Source organism: Vibrio methylphosphonaticus, from assembly GCF_023634655.1.
GTDB classification, from domain to species: Bacteria; Pseudomonadota; Gammaproteobacteria; order Enterobacterales; family Vibrionaceae; genus Vibrio; species Vibrio methylphosphonaticus.
Genome location: NZ_JAMKMS010000005.1, coordinates 273826 through 295797, shown reverse-complemented (window position 1 = coordinate 295797; position 21972 = coordinate 273826). Strand labels below are relative to the sequence as shown.

Annotated in this window: 17 protein-coding genes; 10 read left to right on the top strand and 7 right to left on the bottom strand. The window is 45.1% G+C overall.

All coding sequences use genetic code 11. From position 1 onward, the window contains the following. Nucleotides 1-62: 62 nt before the first annotated feature. Complete coding sequence (gene aspS / locus M9196_RS08295) at nt 63-1838, bottom strand: aspartate--tRNA ligase (protein WP_250617062.1); 1776 nt, start codon at nt 1836-1838, stop codon at nt 63-65. Between the two features lie 222 nt (nt 1839-2060). Between aspS and M9196_RS08290 the strand changes: the two genes are divergently transcribed. The 6 genes from M9196_RS08290 to M9196_RS08265 all read left to right on the top strand — a co-directional run bounded on the left by M9196_RS08290 (nt 2061) and on the right by M9196_RS08265 (nt 8256). Then, entirely contained in the window at nt 2061-2957 is an 897-nt protein-coding gene (locus M9196_RS08290) for a DUF72 domain-containing protein (RefSeq protein WP_250617061.1), read from the top strand. Between the two features lie 153 nt (nt 2958-3110). After that, a complete protein-coding gene (gene cmoA, locus M9196_RS08285) occupies nt 3111-3839 on the top strand; it encodes a carboxy-S-adenosyl-L-methionine synthase CmoA (RefSeq protein ID WP_250617060.1) in 729 nt (242 codons plus the stop codon). A 20-nt stretch (nt 3840-3859) separates the two neighbouring features. Then, the gene (gene cmoB / locus M9196_RS08280) at nt 3860-4837 is read left to right on the top strand and encodes a tRNA 5-methoxyuridine(34)/uridine 5-oxyacetic acid(34) synthase CmoB (RefSeq protein WP_250617059.1); all 978 of its coding nucleotides are present in this window, start codon (nt 3860-3862) and stop codon (nt 4835-4837) included. 150 nt (nt 4838-4987) lie between these two features. Beyond that, nucleotides 4988-5722 (top strand): ATP-dependent zinc protease family protein, encoded by a 735-nt coding sequence (locus M9196_RS08275; RefSeq protein WP_250617058.1) that lies wholly within the window; start codon nt 4988-4990, stop codon nt 5720-5722. 53 nt (nt 5723-5775) lie between these two features. Further along, a complete protein-coding gene (locus tag M9196_RS08270) occupies nt 5776-7281 on the top strand; it encodes an inactive transglutaminase family protein (protein WP_250617057.1) in 1506 nt (501 codons plus the stop codon). A gap of 3 nt (nt 7282-7284) precedes the next feature. After that, complete coding sequence (locus M9196_RS08265) at nt 7285-8256, top strand: alpha-L-glutamate ligase-like protein (protein WP_250617056.1); 972 nt, start codon at nt 7285-7287, stop codon at nt 8254-8256. Nucleotides 8257-8448: 192 nt separating this feature from the next. Here M9196_RS08265 and M9196_RS08260 read toward each other — a convergent pair whose 3' ends face one another. Beyond that, a complete protein-coding gene (locus M9196_RS08260) occupies nt 8449-9336 on the bottom strand; it encodes a LysR substrate-binding domain-containing protein (protein WP_250617055.1) in 888 nt (295 codons plus the stop codon). Nucleotides 9337-9524: 188 nt separating this feature from the next. Here M9196_RS08260 and hisC point away from each other — a divergent pair, with 188 nt between their 5' ends. Further along, nucleotides 9525-10610 (top strand): histidinol-phosphate transaminase, encoded by a 1086-nt coding sequence (gene hisC, locus M9196_RS08255; protein ID WP_250617054.1) that lies wholly within the window; start codon nt 9525-9527, stop codon nt 10608-10610. Nucleotides 10611-10622: 12 nt separating this feature from the next. Next, nucleotides 10623-11396 carry an ABC transporter substrate-binding protein gene (locus M9196_RS08250; protein WP_250617053.1) on the top strand — a complete coding sequence of 258 codons (774 nt, stop codon included), beginning with the start codon at nt 10623-10625 and terminating at the stop codon, nt 11394-11396. Nucleotides 11397-11455: 59 nt separating this feature from the next. Here M9196_RS08250 and mukB read toward each other — a convergent pair whose 3' ends face one another. Genes mukB through cmoM form a run of 4 tightly spaced genes read right to left on the bottom strand, consistent with a single transcriptional unit; the run spans nt 11456 to nt 18758 of the window. Then, the gene (mukB, locus tag M9196_RS08245; protein WP_250617052.1) at nt 11456-15904 is read right to left on the bottom strand and encodes a chromosome partition protein MukB; all 4449 of its coding nucleotides are present in this window, start codon (nt 15902-15904) and stop codon (nt 11456-11458) included. Then, on the bottom strand, nt 15901-16647 hold the full coding sequence (gene mukE / locus M9196_RS08240) for a chromosome partition protein MukE (protein ID WP_250617051.1): 747 nt from the start codon (nt 16645-16647) through the stop codon (nt 15901-15903). Before mukE ends, mukB begins: the two co-directional genes overlap by 4 nt. Further along, nucleotides 16628-17965, bottom strand: a complete 1338-nt coding sequence (gene mukF, locus M9196_RS08235) for a chromosome partition protein MukF (protein ID WP_250617050.1) — start codon at nt 17963-17965, stop codon at nt 16628-16630. The genes mukE and mukF overlap by 20 nt, the downstream gene beginning before the upstream one ends. Beyond that, nucleotides 17958-18758 carry a tRNA uridine 5-oxyacetic acid(34) methyltransferase CmoM gene (gene cmoM, locus M9196_RS08230; protein WP_250617049.1) on the bottom strand — a complete coding sequence of 267 codons (801 nt, stop codon included), beginning with the start codon at nt 18756-18758 and terminating at the stop codon, nt 17958-17960. The genes mukF and cmoM overlap by 8 nt, the downstream gene beginning before the upstream one ends. 114 nt (nt 18759-18872) lie before the next feature. Between cmoM and elyC the strand changes: the two genes are divergently transcribed. After that, nucleotides 18873-19826, top strand: a complete 954-nt coding sequence (gene elyC, locus M9196_RS08225) for an envelope biogenesis factor ElyC (protein WP_250617048.1) — start codon at nt 18873-18875, stop codon at nt 19824-19826. A gap of 431 nt (nt 19827-20257) precedes the next feature. On the opposite strand, the gene torR is transcribed toward elyC, so the two are convergent. Next, entirely contained in the window at nt 20258-20968 is a 711-nt protein-coding gene (gene torR, locus M9196_RS08220) for a two-component system response regulator TorR (RefSeq protein ID WP_250617047.1), read from the bottom strand. A gap of 302 nt (nt 20969-21270) precedes the next feature. Between torR and torD the strand changes: the two genes are divergently transcribed. Further along, a complete protein-coding gene (torD, locus tag M9196_RS08215; protein ID WP_250617046.1) occupies nt 21271-21918 on the top strand; it encodes a molecular chaperone TorD in 648 nt (215 codons plus the stop codon). Nucleotides 21919-21972 lie beyond the last annotated feature (54 nt).

The following is a 21972-nucleotide window of genomic DNA, read 5'->3' as shown; positions in this document are numbered from 1 at the left end:
TTCACGTTCATCAAAAGTGTGTCACGCTGTCGTATGTATTCTCCAGCGTGACTAGCACTTTTCTATTCTGCGTCTTTCTTTGCTGCTTTAACCGCAATCGCAAGTTCATCTAGCGATGCTGGGTTAGCAAGGCTAGGTGCGTCTGTTAATAGACACGCCGCTGCGGTTGTTTTAGGGAAAGCAATCACATCACGGATGTTTTCTGTTCCACATAGTAACATCACTAGACGGTCTAGACCGAATGCAAGACCTGCATGCGGTGGTGTACCGTACTTCAGAGCGTCAAGTAAGAAACCAAATTTCTCACGTTGCTCAACGTCATCAATGCCTAGGATACCAAATACCGCTGACTGCATGTCTGCATTGTGAATACGGACAGAACCGCCACCCACTTCGTAGCCGTTGATAACCATGTCGTAGGCATTTGAGGTTGCCGCTGCTGGGTTTGCTTTTAGCTCTTCCGCAGTCATCCCTAGAGGTGATGTGAATGGGTGGTGCATCGCGTGCAGGTTACCTTCATCATCTTCTTCAAACATTGGGAAATCGATAACCCAAAGTGGTTTCCATGCGGCGTTGTCGGTTAGCTCTAGATCTTTACCCAGCTTAAGACGTAGTGCACCCATTGCTTCTGCCACAATGTTTGCTTTGTCTGCGCCAAATAAGATGATGTCACCAGACTCTGCGCCTGTGCGCTCTAGAATACCGTTGATTACATCTTCGCTTAGGAATTTAGCCACTGGTGATTGAACACCTTCTGCGCCTGCAGCACGATCGTTCACTTTCATCCAAGCTAGACCTTTCGCGCCGTAGATGCCAACAAACTCACCGTAACCATCAATTAGCTTACGAGTTAGTGATGCGCCACCTGGTACACGGATAACCGCAACACGGCCTTTTTCGTCATTGGCTGGACCAGAGAAGACTTTAAATTCAACGTCTTTTACTAGGTCTGCAATATCAACAAGCTCAAGCGGGTTACGTAGATCAGGCTTATCTGAGCCAAAACGACGAATCGCTTCAGAGAATGGCATGATAGGGAAATCGCCTAGGTCAACGTTTAGCAGCTCTTGCCACATGTCGCGAACCATTTTTTCTGTTGTCTCGCGAACTTGCTCAGCCGACATGAATGAAGTTTCGATATCGATTTGAGTAAATTCAGGTTGACGGTCAGCACGCAAATCTTCATCACGGAAGCACTTAACGATTTGGTAGTAACGGTCAAAACCAGACATCATTAGCAGCTGTTTGAACAACTGTGGTGATTGAGGCAGCGCGTAAAATGATCCTTTGTGAACACGGCTTGGTACTAGGTAATCACGTGCGCCTTCTGGCGTCGCTTTGGTCAGTACGGGTGTTTCGATATCAAGGAAACCATTTTCATCTAGGAAGCGACGAACAAAACTTGATGCCTTAGCACGTAACTTAATACGGTCACTCATCTCTGGGCGACGAAGATCGATATAACGGTACTTAAGACGCTGTTCTTCAGTATTCGTTTGGTTGAAATCAAGAGGTAGCACGTCAGAACGGTTGATGATCTCTAGGCCAGACGCCAAAATTTCAACTTCACCCGTTGCCATGTCTTTATTCACTTGGCTGTCTGGACGAACGCGAACTTCGCCCGTAAGCTTGATGCAGAATTCGTTACGAAGTTGGCTGGCCAATTCGAACACATCCGCCATATCTGGATCGACAACTACCTGAACGATACCTTCACGATCTCGCATATCAATAAAGATAAGACCGCCTAAATCACGGCGACGATTAACCCAGCCGCACAAATCTACAGTTTGTCCTGCAAGGGACTTGTTCAGGTGACCACAGTAATGGCTACGCATAATGAATTTCCCAATTTCCAATTATTAATTAAAATCAAATTGTACGAGAAGCGGTGATGGAAACAACCACGATACCCACATACAAAATTAAAGGTTCATTTATACTCGGAAAATCGTCTAAAATCGACCTAATTTGACAGTTTTATTGTGTTTAATTGCCGTCAGACTTACTCTGATTAGTTAAACGGACAAAATATCAACAAAAGCGCAGTAGAAGGTAATATGAGTGAGCTAAGTTTACGGTTAGGCCTCACAATGTGGTCACATAATGATTGGCTTCATTCGTTTTATGGTTCTGGCACCAAATCGAGCCAACGCCTTGAGCGCTATGCGTCAGTATTCCATACCGTAGAAGGCAACACGACATTCTATGCCACACCAAGCGACAACACGGTTAATAATTGGGATAAAGCAACACCCGAGCACTTTCGCTTTACGTTCAAATTGCCGAAATCCATTACCCACGAGCAACAACTCAAGCATTGCCAAACGCCGCTCCATAGCTTTTTAGCTACAATGTCACCGCTCAGGGAAAAACTGGGGATGCTGACCATTCAGCTTCCACGCCGCTTTGGCCCTAACGATCTCCCCGCTCTGCAATCATTTTGCCAGTATTTCCCTAAAGATATGCCGTTAGGTGTGGAGGTACGCCACCCTGCCTTTTTTCAAAAAGGTCCGCATGAGAAAGCACTTAACCAGTGGCTACTGGAGCATGGTATTGATCGAATCATCATGGACAGCCGCCCGGTATTTGCGGCTAAACCCGATTCACCAGCGGTAATAGAGGCTCACAGTAATAAGCCTAAAGTACCCGTTCATGCCATTTCTACAGGGCAGCACCCGATGATCCGCTTTATTGGTCATCCAGAACTTGAAGCCAACAATGAATTTTTCAGACCTTGGCTGAACAAATTGCCAGAATGGATTGCCCAAGGCAAACAACCTTATTTAATGATTCATACGCCTGATAATCAGTACGCACCAGAGCTGGCGGTCCAATTGTATGCTCAGTTACAACAGCATATAAGGCAAGTCGATGCCGTCAATCAGCCGATATCCTTACCTGCTTTACCATCCTTTCCACCCAAAGCGGATGAACAGCAGATTACGATGTTTTAAACCTTCACAGGTGTGCCTTTTATCGTTGACGGCAACAGACTGCTATCGCTTGTGACGACAGTATGTAAAGAATCGCTTCACATAATGACAAGCAAACCTGAATAGCGTAAAATGCGCGCCTTTTTATTACGTCTACAGAATGAGAGAGACGACATGGAAAACAAAGATACGATGTTCTCTGCCCCCATCGCGAAAATTGGCGACTTTACGTTTGATGAAAGGGTGGCAGAAGTCTTCCCAGACATGATTCAGCGTTCAGTACCGGGCTATAGCAATATCATTTCCGCTATCGGTATGTTGGCGGAGCGTTTCGCTAAACCTCATTCTGTTGTCTACGACCTCGGTTGCTCTCTTGGCGCTGCAACGCTTTCTATGCGTCGTCATATTCAACAAGAAGGCTGCAAAATTATTGCTGTCGACAACTCGTCAGCCATGGTTGAACGCTGTAAGTTGCATATTAACGCCTATCGCTCCGATACCCCTGTCGATGTTATCGAAGCCGATATCCGCAACATCGAAATTAAAAACGCTTCGGTGGTGGTGCTCAACTTTACTTTGCAGTTTTTGTCGCCAGAAGACAGACAGATCCTGCTAGAAAAGATCTATGCTGGCTTGCGCCCTGGTGGCATTTTAATTTTATCGGAAAAGTACATCTTTGAAGATGACACCGCACATGAGTTATTGATCGATCTTCACCATGATTTCAAACGAGCGAACGGTTATAGCGAACTCGAAATCAGTCAAAAGCGAAGCGCGATTGAAAACGTGATGCGCCCAGATTCCATCGCCACGCATAAACAACGCTTTAATGACATTGGTTTTAGTAGCTCTGAAGTCTGGTTCCAGTGTTTCAATTTTGGTTCTATGTTCGCCATTAAATAAGTCAATATATCGAGAGTCCCATGTTTAACTTTGCAAATTTTTATCAACTCATTGCCCAAGACACGCGTTTACAACCATGGCTAACGGTACTTCCACAACAATTGACGGACTGGCAAAATGCACAGCATGGCGACTTTGATCGTTGGCTACGAGCACTGGCTAAAATTCAAGCGGGCACGCCAGACAACATCGATCTAAAAACCAGCGTCACACTTTCCAATGCAGAGGCACTGCCAATAGGCGAAATGAAGAAGCTCGAAAGTTTGCTTCGCACCTTTCACCCTTGGCGTAAAGGCCCTTACACCGTCCATGATATTCACATTGACACTGAGTGGCGCTCAGATTGGAAATGGGATCGAGTCTTACCTCACATCACACCACTAAAAGATCGCTCTGTCTTAGATGTTGGCTGTGGTAATGGCTATCATATGTGGCGCATGCTGGGCGAAGGGGCACGCCTTTGTGTCGGTATCGACCCATCGCACCTCTTTCTGGTCCAATTTGAAGCAATCCGCAAGCTAATGGGCGACGATCAAAGAGCGCACTTGTTACCACTCGGGATTGAACAACTGCCTGAACTTGAAGCCTTTGATACCGTATTTAGCATGGGCGTGCTTTATCATCGACGCTCTCCGCTTGATCACCTAATTCAACTAAAGAATCAATTGGTTCCGGGTGGCGAACTCATCCTCGAGACGCTCGTAATTGATGGCGATGAGAATGCGGTACTCGTGCCCTTTGACCGCTATGCACAGATGCGTAACGTGTACTTCTTCCCATCTGCGCTAGCACTAAAAGTATGGCTAGAGAAAGTGGGCTTTGAAAATGTTCGTATCGTGGATGAAAACGTGACGTCCGTGGGTGAACAGCGTACTACCGATTGGATGACGCACAACTCGTTACCTGATTATCTGGATCCTAACGATCCAACGAAGACTATTGAAGGTTACCCTGCACCACGTAGAGCCGTCCTCGTCGCCAACAATCCGAGTAATTAAATTCACTTAGGTTGTCATTTCTTATGATATTTACCAAAGACTTATAAGTCTGACGTAGCTCTGACAATAGGGAGTATCGCACTCCCTATACGATGCGTTAAAATCCGCCTCAACTCACCTTACTTTACCACTTACTGTTTAGGATTTAAGATGTACAAACGCTTGGTACCGCTTGCCGCCATTACTCTTCTCGCAGGCTGCTCTACTGTTAATCACCAAGAACTTCACCAAAGTACCTTAAATGCGATTAAGACTTCCGAACAACACCTTGATAATCGCCTTACAAATTTGGATTTGCAGCTAAGTAATCAAAGCGACTACATTGATAGCCTTGAATCTGAAGTAATCGCGCTAACTGAACGCATTGAGACACTGCAAAGCAACCAAGATTCCGCCGTAGAAAAGTTGGCTGAGCCTACAAAACAAGCTCCCCCAACCCCCACTGTGAATTCATCAAAGCCGGTCCTCCTAGGTTCGGTCGAAAAAGTTGACCTTGATATCCTAAATCGCCGATTCGATGCTCGCGTTGATACGGGTGCTGTCACCTCTTCTCTGAATGCTACCGACATTCAAATTTTTGAACGCGACGGAAAGCAGTGGGTAAAATTCCACCTACTCGATGACAAAGCGGAAAAACAAGAAAAGCGTTGGATTGAAGCACCTGTTATTCGTTATGTTAAAATTCGTCAATCTACGAATGAAAAGGCAGAACGTCGAGCAGTGATTGAATTGTGGATCCGTGTTGGAAATATCCATGAAAAAGCGCAATTTACACTGGCAGATCGCTCGCAAATGACCCACCCTATATTACTAGGAAGGGAATTCATCAAAGATATTGCTTTAGTTGACGTTAGTCAGCAATATATACTTTCTTCTAACGAATGAATCTCTTTTGAATAACACTTCAGGGAAAGTAAATTACAATAATAAGGTTGTTTATGACTTCACGTATTCCATTTTTTCTATCAGTGGGTGTACTGATCGCAATCGGTATAGCACTTAGTGTCCTTAGGCATGAAACTTACGGTGTACCTTGGACGCCAGGCGAAGCTCGTCAAGTTTGGGATATTGAATCCCGAGTAGAGTTTAACGCGACGGGTAAACCCGCTAAAGTTTCCTTAGCAGCACCATACACTCAAGAAGGCTTTACACTCATTAGTGAGTCCGCCTCTTCTCCTGGTTATGGCATCTCTTACGTTGATACCGATGCAGGTCGACGAGCTGAATGGTCTATTCGTGAAGCTCATGGACCACAAACCATTTATTACAAAACTCAATTTCTCGTCGATGACCAAGCCGTAGCAAACTCAGAACCACCTACGGGCGACATCGTTGTCCCAACGTTTGATGGCCCAGAAGAAGCTGCGGCAACCGCACTTATTGAGCGAGCGAATGGTCGCTCATCGGACAATATCACCTTTACCCGTGAGCTCATCAAAACCCTCAATGACGTAGACAGTCAAAACTCTGCGCTCATTCTCAATACCATGAACAAAACTCAAGCGGCGGCAAAATTACTCGCTTACGCTGAGATCCCAAGTAAAGTTGTCGGTGTCATTGAACTAGAAGATGGCCGTCGTCGTCAATCCATCCAACAAATGATTCAAGTTTGGGATGGTGATAAATGGCAGATTTTTGCACCGGAAGCCACTGAAGGTGAAAAGAAGAAAAACCTTCTTGTCTGGGATGAGTCTAACGTTTCACTTCTTGATGTTGTGGGCGGAAAAGACAGTAAAGTACACTTTACGATGATTGCTCAGGAAGTCAGCGCTCGAGAAGCAACCGATAGTAAGGTTGATTCTGACAATTTACTTAACTTCTCAATTCACAGCCTACCACTGGAAGAGCAAGCGATGTTTAAGACCATCATGCTTATTCCGATTGGTGCACTGATTGTTGTTTTCTTGCGAGTACTCATTGGCTTGAAAACATCGGGCACCTTTATGCCAGTGTTGATTGCGGTCGCATTTGTACAAACACAACTGGTCACAGGTATTGTGGGCTTCTTACTGATTGTCGGTACTGGCTTGGTTATCCGAAGCTACTTATCCAAACTTAACTTGCTGCTCGTTGCCCGAATATCGGCGGTTATCATCACCGTAATCTTAATTATTTCGGTCTTCACAGTCGTTGCTTTCAAGATTGGTCTTACCGAAGGTCTATCGATTACGTTCTTCCCTATGATTATCCTTTCTTGGACAATCGAACGTATGTCTATTTTGTGGGAAGAAGAAGGGGCGAAAGAAGTCGTACTTCAAGGCGGTGGTTCATTGCTTACAGCCGTTATGGTTTATCTGGCCATGACTAACCCATACATCCAGCACCTGACTTTCAACTTTATCGGTCTACAACTGGTTATACTAGGCACTATTCTATTAGTTGGTACGTACACAGGTTACCGCCTAACAGAACTGCGTCGATTCAAACCTCTAACGGAGGACTAATCTATGTTAAATAAGATTACCAGTCCGTTCAAGCTACGTGAACGTGGCATCATGGGAATGAACAAGCGCAATCATAGTTACATTAGTAAGTATAATGACCGCTCTAAGTACCCACTGGTTGATGATAAGCTGCAAACAAAAATTATCGCTGAAAAAGCCGGTGCGACAACGCCAGCCCTTATCGGTGTTATTCACAGCCAGGCTGAAGTAAAACGAATTCACAAGATGGTGAAAGAATGGCCTGGCTTTGTTATAAAGCCAGCTCAAGGCAGTGGCGGTAAAGGCATATTGGTTGTTACCGAGCACAAAGACGGCGTCTATACTAAGCCATCTGGTGCAACAATTAACGAAGTTGACGTAGAGCGCCATATCAGTAATGCCCTTGCCGGTTTGTTCTCTCTTGGTGGTAAAAACGACGTAGCCGTCGTTGAAAACCTTATCAAGTTTGATGATTGCTTTGATGGCTTCAGCTATGAAGGGGTGCCTGATGTACGAATCATTGTATTCCAAGGCTACCCTGTTATGGCCATGATGCGACTCTCTACCTCGATGTCTGACGGAAAAGCCAACTTGCACCAAGGTGCGGTAGGTGTGGGCATTGATATCGCAACAGGTAAAGCGGTTCGTGCGGTGCAATATGACCAACCTGTCACGTTGCATCCTGATACCGGCAAAGAACTGGCAACATTGGTGGTACCTCACTGGAAGCGCTTGCTCACTCTTGCCTCCAGCGCCTATGAGATGACAACGCTGGGTTACATGGGTACTGACATGGTACTTGACCGCGAAGAAGGTCCGATGGTGCTAGAGCTTAATGCTCGTCCTGGCCTTGCGATTCAGATTGCTAACGGATGCGGTTTACTGCCCCGCCTGCAGCATATCGAGTCACTTGGGACACCAAACCCGTTTGAATACCCAACACCTGAAGAGCGTGTTGAGTATGCAGCGAAAATGTTTGGTCACCATAACGACTAACAAATTAGGCCTAACAGACTCGGCCTAAAAAACCAAAGCTAACAACAACGGTGAGTTCATACTCACCGTTTTTTATTTGTGCAAAGTACCAATGAGGTCATTAGATCGAACCGTGTGCGACCATCCAGAACACGACGATAAACAAGCCAAAATAGCTTTCTAGAAAATCCCGCTTAGCAACGTGTTCGAACTTTATTCACTGAGCCATTTCAACAATATTGACAAAGACGTAGACTGGCGATTTTTAGGCTGAATCAAATGGTATCCACTACCAGAAAACACAACATCTTCACTAACTTGTACCACTCGAGCAAGCTCTAGGTCTTGGGCTGCAAGTGTAATGTCACCAATAGCAATACCAAAACCTTGCAATGCCGCATTCATCGCCTGATCCAAGGTAGCAAAGTGCTGATTGGACGTATTGAGCATCTGCTTTCGTTTAATGTGATTTAGCCATAATTTCCAGTCACTTTGTTGTGTATTCGCATGAAGCCATGTGTAAGCACTCAGCCGCTCTGGCTTGAGCTCATAACTATCACCGTTAACTCTGTCTTGTGCTCTAATTTTATCCGGACGACAAATTGGTGCCAGCCTCTCTTCAAATAATAACTGACTGATGAACGCCCCTTGCTTGGGTGCGCGCCCATAGACGATAACCGCATCAAAGGTTTCAAAACTCGGTTCATAACTATGTTTTATGGTGGAAGTAAGCTCCACATCAATATCAGGATGTGCTTGTTGAAATGCCATTAACCGTGGCAGTAGCCAAGACGTAATACAGCTTGGTGCATTTAAACGTACCTTTGATGGCGAATCTGAGACTTGCTCTAAAGAAGCTTGTAGATGATGGATGGACTCTTGAATCAATGGAACTAGGCGCTCTCCTTTCGGTGTCAACGTTAACCCTCTGGCATGGCGAAAAAAAAGCTCCCCTCCAATATACGTTTCAAGGGACTGTATCTGACGACTGATTGCACCTTGAGTCAAGTTCATTTCATGAGCTGCATGAGTGAAATTGAGATGGGCTGCCGTTGCCAAAAAGGACTGCAGTGTTTTTGTAGCTGGAAGGGCTTTTTTCATCGTTTGCTCAAAGATTAGTTATGAATTTTTATCATGGCTAGTATGTCTTTATTTCGATTCTTATTTCAAGAATATTTTGTTTAACTAATAGCAAGTAAATAATAAGCGAATAAAAATTCCATGTTGGAGTGCTTTAACAATTTTTTAGTCACTCATAATGATTGAATAGTTAAGTAAAGGGAAATACGTTGATAGAACTTGTAGCAAAACTTGTGCCCGAGGCAGTAAAAAAACTAATACCATACCAGTCTGCAAGACGAATTGGTGGGAGTGGTCGAATTTGGTTAAATGCCAATGAACTAGAACAACCTTTACACTCAAGTTCAGTTGATGCTAACTACAACCGATACCCGGATTTTTTGCCTCATGACGTTGCTAGCGCCTATCAACGCTACGCGAATACTCAGGCTTCCACACTCGCCGTACGTGGTGCAGATGAAGCAATTGATTTACTGATCCGTACGTTTTGCAAACCAGGACAAGACCAGATTGTAATCTGCTCCCCAACTTACGCTATGTATGAGTTTTGCGCCGACTCATTAGCGATCAACACGCTTGACGTACCGTTACAGGCTGACTTCAATCTGGATGTCGACGCCATCATTACTCAAGCGAAGCATGCCAATATTGTTTTTCTATGCTCGCCAAATAATCCAACGGGTAACCTAATTCCAAGAAACGACATCCTATCCGTACTTGAAGGAACCCAAGACTCAGCTTTGGTCGTTGTTGATGAGGCCTATATAGAATTTGAGCTTCAGTCTTCGATTGTCGATTTAATTGAACAGTACCCACACCTTGTTGTTATTCGCACGCTATCGAAAGCTTTTGGCTTAGCTGCAGTTAGGTGCGGATTTATCTTGGCAAGTGATGAGGTCATGAGTTATGTCACAAAACTGGTCCCACCGTATCCAATGCCCGATTGTTCAGCAAATATCGTGCTTGAAGCTTTGTCGGAGAAAGGACTTGAAACCATGCACCAAGCAACTCGTTCCCTAATAGAGACGCGAGAATGGTTTCGAGAAATGTTAAAGACATTTGACTTTATTGAACATAGTTACGCTTCGGCAACCAACTTTGTGTTATTGAAAATAGCACCAGACACCGACCTATTTGCTGTACTGCTAGACAATGGCATTGTGGCAAGAAATCAAACCCATGAACCCTCTTTATCGCAGTGCGTCCGAATTACTATTGGTAGCAAAGAAAGTATGATTGAGGTCATTGAAGCACTGACGAATTACTCCAAAAGCAATACAGTGAATACTAAATAAAAGGACGTTCCAATGAAAAAACTTACACTCGGTCTTGCTTGCATCACCGCCATCTTTTGCAGCAGCATACAAGCGAAAGAAATCCGCCTTGCTTCAGATTTTACCTACCCGCCTTTCAATTATAAAAACAACGAAGGGACGCCCGTCGGTTTCGATATCGACATCGCCGAGGCATTGTGTCAAGAAGCTAAACTCAACTGTACTTGGGTCTCGCAAAGTTGGGATGCCCTAATTCCAAGCCTACTTTCGCGTAAGTCTGATGTCATTATGGCTTCAATGAGAATAACCGAAGAGCGAAAACAGAAAGTCCTGTTTACCGATAAATACTATCAAACACCAGCACGCTTTGTTGCAGCCAAAAAAGCATCATTTTCTATTGATAAAGCAGGGCTGACTGGAAAGACCATCGGCGTTCAACAAGGGACGATTCATGACCGTTATGTAACCGATCACTATGCAGATGTAGCGGAAATAAAACGATATTCAGGCCAAGACGAAGTTTACTTAGATCTACAAAATGGTCGTCTTGATGCGACTTTCGGTAATTCGGATCAACTAGCGCTGGCTCTGCTAGAGAAGCCCGAAGGGGCAACTTTTGAGTTTAAAGGGAGCGCCGTCACAGATAAAGCCTATATTGGCGAAGGCACTGCGCTCGCGCTTCGACTCAAAGATCAAGAACTGGCGGATAAGTTTAGCCAAGCTATCACGACTATCCGTGCAAACGGTACCTACGATAAGATTGCGGCCAAGTACTTCACCTTTGATATTTATGGCGCTGAACTGTAACAAACAAAAAAGGCGTGACACCAAAAGTGCCACGCCTGTTATTGCTAGTCGATTTGATATTACCCTAACATCTGCTCTTCTAAAGCTTCAATTTTCTCGGTTCGCTGAACATCACCAAAACCTCGTAGACCCACTACATGCACATGCTCGTGGTCTTTAAACACTTTACGTACAAGCTTATACGTGGTGCCTTTCTCTGGACTGATGTTTTCTGGCGCAGCAATGAGCAACTGCATTCCTTGGCGATCACATAGCTCGAATAAGGTCGCAATGGACTTCGCATCCAAACGCGCCGCTTCGTCTAAGAACAGTAGGCGACATGGCACAATGTCTTTGCTGCGTAATCGTCTTGATTCTTCTTCCCAGCTCTGAACCACCATCAATAATATAGATTGACCAGTACCGATTGCTTCACCGGTTGATAATGCACCAGACTCCGCTTGTAACCAGCCATCAGAACCACGGTTCACTTCAACACTAAGCTCTAAGTAGTTACGGTAATCGAGTAACTCTTCACCAAGAACTTGCGGCGAGCGTTGCCCCATATCAATATGCGGATTAACACGCTGGAACAATTTTGCCATCGCTTCAGAGAAGGTATAGCGCATGGTTTCAAAGAGATCAGAATGCTCACGAGTCAGCGCTTCAAGAAGCTGCTCATGGCTTTCACGAACCTTAACGTTAAGACGCACGCCTTTCACCTGCCCAAAGTGGATGTTAGACAGCCCTTGGTTGAGCATACGAATTCGGTTTTGCTCACGTTGAATGGTCTTTTTAATGATGCTTGAAACCGATTCCGAACTTAATGCAAGGCGGTTTTCACGCTGCGTAAGTTCTTCTGTCAAACGAGCCAGCTCCACTTCCATTTCTTCGATTGCTTCAACCGGATCATCGGTACGAATAATATCTTGGCGAATACGCTCACGAAGGTGTTGGTATACGGCAATATAGAACAATACCTTACGTTCAGGCTTGGTGTTGTCTTCCGATAACCGAAGTGCATCACGAAGGTTCTCATTGTCGGCAACGGCTAAACGCAGCGCCCCTAATGATTTATCCGACATGGAACGCAATTCATTAGCGCTTAAATAAGCCAGCTCACGACGATGTAAGCGACGCTCGACATCATTTTCTTTTGCTAAACGAAGGACACTGCACCAACCCGCTTTCGCCGCCACCACATAAGTACGCAATTCAACGTATTCTTTTTGCGCTTTTTTCAGGCGCTTAGCGAGCCCTTTCATCTCTAATTCTGTTGCGGTGATGGTTTTCTCGTATTCGCTCTTACGAGTACGAGATGTTTGCAATGCTAAGTGCAGCTCATCACGACGCTTCTCTGCACGCTCAAAGGCCGTTTCATCGGCCACCACCCCGTAGTCTTGCAGTTCAATCTTAAACTCTTGAACCGTCTCTAATTTCGCTTGATACGAACTCTTAAGCGATGCCATGACTTGGTTGTACTGGTTTGATTGCTCTTGAGCTTGTTTTAAACCATCACGTAAACGACGGCGAGCATCTTCAGCTTGAACCAACTTCGTTTTTAATTGCTCGCTTAGCTCGCTGCTTTTACTGAGCATTTCGACAGAATCTGCATAAGCAAAGTGCGGACGGCGTTCGGCCAAATCAGCCACAGCAAAAATTTGCCCTTTTAATGACTGTAGCGCGCTATCCAGCGATTGATATTCACTTTCCAACGCTTCAAATTGCTCAGGGTCGCTTTCTAACGCAGTCACAACATTGCTTAACTGCGTCACGGTTTGACCGTGCGCCGAAATAAACTGCTTAGCGGTATTTAACTCTTCAATACGTGTACGTAATGCGTCAAATCGCTCGGTCAGAGTCTCATCAAACAAAATGCTCGCCGACATCATCAGGCGGTCTAATAAAACTACCGTCTGTTTCGCTTGTTTAAACAAAGAAGCAACCTGCTGCTCTTGTTGTTTAAAATCATTGATCTGGCGATTACATACACTCAATTGCTCTCGAGATCGAGCAATCGCTTGCTCGGGATCCGCGTCAAAAGCCAACTGCATGTGTTCTGCAACAAAGGCGTTAAAAGCTTGGTACAAGCGTTGCAGTTTTTGCGCATCAAACGCCGCCTTCGCGTGTTGCTCGACGGTGTCTTCTTTTTGATCTCGAAGTAGCTCTAAACGTTGCTCACGAGCGGCTCGACCAAACAACGGAATCGTCGGGAAACGTGAGTAACGCAACTGACGCTCGTTTAACTGAACGCATACTGCGCCACCGAGTTCATCGGCATCGAAGGTACTGTCATCAAACGCATCGATGTCGCCCTCAATGATGTATAAATCTTCTGGGCAGTCATCAAGCTCAACCAGCTTCTCTTTGATACCGTCAAGGTTTGACACGACAATGGCGTGACGAGCTGGGCCATACATGGCACTGAAATACGGGGCATCGTCTAACGTGATGTCATCGTAGATCTCAGACAACAATACGCCGCCCAATGTATCGGCTAACCCTTTCAAGCGCGGATCATTAGAACCACCAGGCGAAGCTAGGCGCTCAATTTCACGCTCTAGTTCATCACGTTTGACTGCTAACGTATCTCTTGTCGCCGCCGTTTGGCGTTCAGACTCGTTGATATGTTGCATGGAGGCGATGACATCCGCACGGTCCACCAGCTCAAGTGCCGACTGTTCACGCAACGCTTCTAAGGCGTTAAATGAGCGAATCCATTGTGGTGCATGAGCTTCTAATCGAGCGATTTCAGCATGATGGCCTTGTGCCTGCTGTTTAACATCGCGTTGCTGCTCTTTTAGCGTTTCTAGCTTAAGCTCTGTTTCAAGCACGCGTTCACGCTGACTTTCCGCTTCAAGTTCAATATCCATTTCAGTGCTGATTTGGATGCCTTGCTGCTCTATGTCAGTACGCAGTTGTTGCGCTTGCTGTTGTCGCTGCAATGATTGTTCTACATCACGAAATTGAGCGCGCAACTGAGTTTCATCTTTCAGACCTTGTTGGTATGTCTGTGCGTTATTAAGTAGCGCTTTCGCCACGCTAGATGCCTGGTCACGACTAACGTCACCGACCACCTTTTTCACTAGTGATAGCGCCAGTTCAAACTGCTTTGCTGCTGCCGAAGACATGTCTACTCGGTGTTTAAGCTCCAGCAATTTAGTCGTGCTTGTCGCTTCTTCCGTTTTAAGGCGGTTAAGTTGTGTTGCGGCGTTACCTTCATCAAGATCGTTGCTGCCTACCAACTGACGCGCTTTTTCTAATGCTTGTACCGCTTGTTGATACTGAAGCGTTCGCGTTTGTTGTACATCCAGCGCCTGTTGATAGTCAGCCAGTTGCGTTTTAAGGCTATCCACTTCTTCTTCAGATTGAGATGCCTGCTCTTCAGCAATGAATTTACGCTCTTGCGCTTCTTCAACCACCATGACTTGTTCTTCTAAACGCTCATTGAGCTCTTCTAAATCGTCTTGGTAACGGGCAATCTTTTCTTGTTGGCGAAGGGCATTTTGCACCAACTGCAAGTGATCTTGCGCGGCTTGATGATCTTGCTCTAGACCCGCTTCACTTTCCATCAACATGGACAGTGATTGCTGAACATTATTAAGCAGATCATTTTGTGATATTAGGCTCTGACGAGAACCAAACAGCTCTCCACGCAACGCTAACGTCTGCTCTAGCTTATTGCGTCTTTCGTTGGCATGGCGCATGTAATCCGCGGCAACGTAATTGGTTGACTCGGTGATCAAGTGCTTGAACAGATCACGATCCGCTTGTGTGGTTTTGATCGCTTCCAACGTCATGCGGTTTTCACGCAGCGCCGACTCCATATCTTGGAAGGCTTTTTTCACCCCGCCATTTTGCGGCAGTAAATAGTCACGTAGTGAACGGGTAATGGCACTTGAGATACCCCCGTATAATGACGCTTCGATCAAACGGTAGAATTTAGAACGATCGCTGTTATTACGAAGTTTCTTTGGTAACACACCAAATTCAAACATCTGTGAATGGTATTCAACAATCGAGCTGAAGGCTTTGAATTGCACCCCTTCCATATCGCCAATGACATCTTTAACTTCGTTGATCTGACGAACACGGGCGTGATTGTCTGATACGTTTTCAATTAAGACGTCTGTCGGTTTAACGTGGCTCGGCAAGCCTTGAATAATGAAAGGCTTAATGTCGACTTTCTTGTCGCGACCGGCAACTTGTTGCAATTTAACCACAAACAAAATGCGTTGATTACGGGAGTTAACGACGTCAAGCGCCGAGTAACAAGTACCCGGCTGCAACTTACCGTAAAGCCCTTTATCACGAGAGGCTTGTGAGCTACCCGCTTCCGTGGTGTTTCTAAAGTGTAGTAGGCTCTGATCGGGGATCAATGCCGTGATAAACGACGCCATTGCTGTCGATTTACCGGCACCGTTACCGCCAGACAAGGTGGTTACTAGACCATCAATATCAAAGGTACGCGCAAAGAAGCCGTTCCAGTTGATCATGGTCATTGATTGATACTTACCTCTTGCAATCATAGGTTTGCCTCGTCTTGTCCTTGCTCTGTTTCAGTGCTTGTTGGTTGTTCTTCTGTTGAAGTTTCTTCAGTCAGAATTAAGCTTTGTTGTTCTGGTTCTTTAACATGAGCAACCACCGCTTCACCATCTCGTATCAAACGCAGTTGTGCATCGCGCATATCATCGCCAAGTCTTACGTCCGCCCCAAAGCGGAATACTGCTTCGCTGATGCGAAATTTACCGGTATCTCCAATCGAGATGGTCATACCTAAACGACGTAGTCTACGTAGTGAAGTTTTTACCTTATCAAATAGCTTTTCTTTATCGAGATCAGAGCCTGTTGCGCGGTTAGTCACTAAACGCATCAGCTTAGATTCATCCGCTAAGGACAGCAGCTCTTCGTAGAGTTCTTGATTAGTAAAAATACCTTCATGCGCCAAGCGCTCTGGGCTAAGGTAGAGAAAACACAGAACCTTACCCACTAACATATCGAGCTCAGATAGTACGCTACGTCCGATTAACGTGGTTGAACGTGGTCGCAGGTAAAAGAAACCTTCCGCAGCTTTAACCAGTTCGGTGTTATAGCGTTGATAAAATGAAGCCAGTTCCACTTCATAATCACAAAGTAGCGCATGGTTATCCAAATCTTCAGAAGAGATATGGCGGCCAGCACGAAGTGCACTATCCAGTGCTGGAAACAGCGGATTTGTAATTGCTTTTGCCAGCTTTTCTGGCATGTATTCGTCAATATTTGTCGATGACATTTGCTTGTACCTTTGCGCCAAAATCGTTAATCGCTTGCCAATCGGGTTGGATGGCTGAGTAGTCAGACTGGGAATAGCCCAACCTGACTGCTTGGTCGACAACAATTCTTGCTAAATCAAAATGATGAGTTTGAGGATGCGCGCTTAGATAATCGCGTAGGACGCGCCCTAAGTCGATCGCCGCTCCACGCTCTTTATGCGCTTTAAGCATGTCTGCAATGCGCTCGGCAAGTTCATCATTCACTTGCTCGAATTCTTCATACTCTACGTCCAGTGGTACAGCCCCCGTCACTTCTTCGTTGCGAAGAACCAAGGCGTCATCCCGTAAGTCCGATAACTTCTCGGCATCGGCGTAAGTTAAATACCAAGGCGCATCAAAGTAGTCAGTGACCGACTGGCGCAGCCTTTGGCTAAAGGCGCGGTTTTGGTCCATATCAATGGCAGTACGTATGAATTTGTGGACATGGCGGTCATAACCAATCCAAAGATCGATAGCTTGCTGACCCCAACTGATGATGCGATCCAGCTTCATCTGCAGTCCAAATAACGCTTCACCAACAAATTCGAGCTCATCATCACCGTAAACAATTTCTTGTATATCGAGGATCTGAGTTTGTAATTCATCACCGGCGGCTTGCAAGGTATCTTGTAGCTCGCGTAAGTTCGCCGACGTTTCTGACAGTAAGGACTCACAGTTGTTGATCGCTTCACGCCAATCTTTGTTGAGTAGCTCGGCAATCTGTTGTTTCACCAGTTGTTGCTGCTCGTCCATCACACGCTGGTTCAGATCGATTTGATCGAAGATCTCACCCACCGAGTACTTGAGTACGCCAAAGACGTTCTTACGCCAATGTCCAACTGTTCCACCGTCTCTCGCCGCAACGATCGCTTTCGCCATTTCATCAGCCACCATAGACAGCTGAATCGATAAGCGTAGTTTTGAAAACTCTCGGTGCCTAACGTAGTAATCCGTAATGCCAATCGCCAATGGGCTTAAGCGATAGATACTCGCACCATCGGTCACTTCACTGGTAAATCGGCTCATGAGCTTCTGTTTTACAAGTTCGTTGATCGCGTTATTGGCTCGAAACGCGGAGGCGTCGCCTGTTTCATCAAATTGCTGGGTTACGATCTTGAATGCGTCGTGCAGTTCGCCTTCGCCCAGCTCTTCATCAAATCTTTCATTACTCAGAACTGCAATAGAAATGAGAAATGCCAACCGTTCTGTTGACAGGTTTAATGAAAAGTCATGCTGTTTCACCCATCCGACAAGTTCGTCGATAGGTTGCTCTCCAGCAGGCAGAGTGTTCTCACTCATTATCTTTCCTGTTCTTCTTTTTTTGTGCCCATACGTGAATGTATCGACCCATTGAGAGATAGGGCTCTTGGCGGCACAGCTGTTGTTCCAATTTCAGAACTTCTTCAGCTGTGTAGTCTCCCATATATTCCATATTGCCGATGTAATCACTGAATGAACGAATACCGGATTTTCCTTGTATCTCAAACCCGGCTTCTTCAATCCACTGATACACCTCTTCTGGCTTGAGCCCCTGCTGGGGCTGAAGCTTGAATCTTTTACGATACGGCATTCCATTAAGTACATGCGGAATATTGCCACAAATGACATTCTTAAACACCAACCCATGATGGTTATAAAACATTATCGATGCGATACCACCTGGCTTGATGGTTTTTAGTACCGTTTCTAATGCGAATTTAGGGTCAGCCAGCCACTCCATAACGGCGTGGAACAACGCCAAATCAACAGGTTGCTGCAAATGGTCATCAATTTGTTGAATCGCGCTATGGATCCAGCGATATTGCGAAATTAGTCCCTTTTTTTCAACGTCAGATTTCGCCAGCTTGAGCATCTCTGAAGAGAGGTCACAAAGTGTGACGTTATGCCCTCTTGCTGCGATCCTTTGGGAAACTTGTCCCAATCCGCCACCTGCATCTAATATTTCTAGTGTTTTTCTAGTATCATCCAGTACGGCAAGAGCTTGAGTTAAGTCTTCCCAAACAATAGTTTGGCGGATTTCACCCTTCTCTGAGCCGTAAATATTTTTTGCAAATTTGTGGGCGATATCGTCGAAATTACGGTCTTGCATCACAGTTTATTGAGTTAAGATAGCCAATCGGACTGCTATTCTGTCATATAAGTGACAGGAATAAAGGGGCAAGCCTCTTTTTTAGCGTTAAGTGGTGTTTTTTCGGACTATTAGTTTATGTTTGAGCTGAAAAAAATCGTGTCATCCCTGCTAATGCCTTTGCCAGCTATGCTGATCTTAGGTTTTTTGGGGCTAGCACTTATTATGTTTACTGCTAGACGCAGAATCGGATGCATGGTTATTCTTGTATCACTGTGTGGGATTTTTCTCATCGCCTTCCAGCCTCTGTCTAGCCGCTTACTGATGCCATTAGAGCGCCAGTACAAACCTTTCTTACCCGTAAACGAGACGATTGACTATGTCATGGTGCTGGGCAGTGGTCATGTGGTTGACAGCGATCTCCCGCCAACCTCTGAGCTTAGCCGAACCGCATTAGTTCGCCTTAGCGAAGGTATCCGCGTGATGCGCATGTACCCGGGCGCGAAGCTGATATTATCTGGCTACAATGGTGGCACTGATGTAAGTCAAGCTCGTATGATGGCAAAGGTAGCATTGGCGCTAGGCGTATCTAAGCCGGATATTATTTTACTTGAAACCGCCAAGGACACATGGGAAGAGGCAAGACAGGCTACATCATTTGTAAAAAACAGAAAAATGGTTCTTGTCACCTCCGCTAGTCACATGCAACGTGCGATGTATGAATTTGAATCCGCAGGCTTAATTCCCTACCCTGCCCCCACAAATTTCTTAGCGCAGAAAAATATCGAGCAGGCTTGGCAAAAGTACACGCCAAAAGCGCAATATCTTGAGCAAACGGAACGCTATTGGCATGAAACGATGGGGCTAACGTGGCAGCGCCTTCGTGATTGGGCTGCGAACGAAGGGACAACCTCCGCCGATGCCACCCTATTAGAATCGGATGACTCTCTTATTGCTGAAGACCAAGTGGTCTCTGATACAGATAATGGCACTGGTATAAATAGAACGTCAGAAATAGACAATGCGTCTGAAATAAATAATGCGTCTAAAGGCGATGATGCGCCTAAAGCGGAACAAGCCAACGACAAATAATCCGCGGCTATATCCTGAGTAATATTAAAAAAGACCTCATCATACCAATGAGGTCTTTTTGGTTTAACCACCGCTTATCTATTGTTTAGTTAACCACAATTGTTTAGTTATCTATTGTTAAGCTGTTTGTGCTAGTTTTATCTTTTCACATTTACTTAGGTGAAGAGATTTTCCCTAACAACGTATTCAAGCTAGCCCACTCAAAAGCCAATAAATAAATCGATGCTCAGTCCCCTAGCATGGTTACGAGTCATTTAACAAAAACACTCCTAATGTTGCCTATCAATTGCATAATTGAGCTAGATTACTCGCATTAAAAAGCCCAGACGACATACAACATCTGGGCTAACAAATAGAAAGTCGTGAAGAAAGGCCAATTACCATTCATCTATCACACTTAAACACCGGCTACACATCACAACCTGCAACGCCTAATCACCTGCAAACATGTAACCTTCCCCATGAACAGTAATGAAAATCTGTGGGTTCTTAGGATCCATTTCCATTTTCGTTCGCATACGGCGAATCAACACATCGATAGTGCGATCATTTGGAGCATCTACGCGGTGACTTATCATATTAAGGATACGTTCTCGACTTAACACCTGATTCGGGTACGTAGATAAAGCGACCAAAAGCTCATATTCCGCCTTTGTCAGTTTTACTGGCTCGCCATTACACGTCAAAGAACGTCGCTGTTTATCAAACAACCACTCACCAAAATGTACGACATGTTCACTTCCTGTGCTTTGTGGCTCTTGTGGTGGCTTTCTTGCTTGAGAAATTCGCCACAGTAAGTTTTTAACTCGAACCAGCAGCTCTCTTAACTCAAACGGCTTTGTCACATAATCATCGGCTCCCATCTCTAAACCGACAATTTTATCAATGCTGTCAGTTCGTCCTGTCACCAGGATAATCCCTATGTCAGACTGACTACGTAGCTCACGCGTCAGCATAAGCCCATCTTCACCGGGGAGATTAATATCGAGCATAATGAGGTCAACACTGGATGACTGCAGCACTTGGCGCATTTCTTCACCGCTTTCTGCCTCACTCACCAAATAGCCTTCACTCTCAAAGTAACCAGACAACTTGCTACGTGTAACGACATCATCTTCAACTACTAATACGTGATAACTCATAGGCACCGTTTCTTAAATTTGTTAGGACCGAGGTCATTCTATTCATAATTAGTCACAATTCTAGCCAACATTAACGCAATTTGTCGAAAGTCGTGTTTTTTTTGATTCAAGACAAGAACTATTCTTGCTAATAATATGCAACCAGAGTGAATCACTCGCAATGGGAACAAAATCGCGTAGACTCCGCTGCCAGTGCTCACCATTCATTTATCTTCACAATTCCCTATAATTTTTCATCAATTGGCTTACTGCTGTTCATTTTTATTGGCTAAAATAAAGGTAAGACTTTTGGAGAAGATAAAATGCAAGAAATCAAAGCATTTAACGAACAACGTGCAGAAATTTATTGGTGGCTATCTAGCTTATTTGCTAAAGAGCTAACACAAGAAGAGCTAGAAAAGTATCACAGTGTAGAGATTCGCTCTTTCCTTGCTGGACTTGGAGAGAATGCGTCTTTGACGACTTCTATCGGCAATCTTATCGATGCACTCAATCGCTTACAAACGCGCGACGATGCTCAGCTTGAGCTCTCTGCTGATTTTTGTGATTTGTTCTTGAAAACCGATAAACATGGTTCGCTCCCATACGCATCAATGTACATCGGAGAATCAGGTTTGCTTAACGATAAACCAGCACATGATATGGCGGCGCTCCTCAAGCAGCATAATATCGGTGTGTCCGAAAATCTGAATGAGCCTGCTGACCATTTAGCGATTGAATTGGATTTTCTGGGCAACCTCATCATTCGTTCTAATGAACTTGAATCTGAGGCACACATTAATAGCGCTTTGCTTGAACAAGCAGACTTTATTGATCAACATTTAATGACGTGGTTACCTAAGTTTGAAGTCCGATGCAAAGAATTCGATGAATTCGGTTTTTATGCGTCAGTTGCGCACCTGCTCGTAGCATTTTGTCAGCTAGACCTCACATACTTACGTGTCGAGTAACCACAGTCACTGCTCGCTAGAACCACGATAATGAACAAGCCAAACATAAATTTG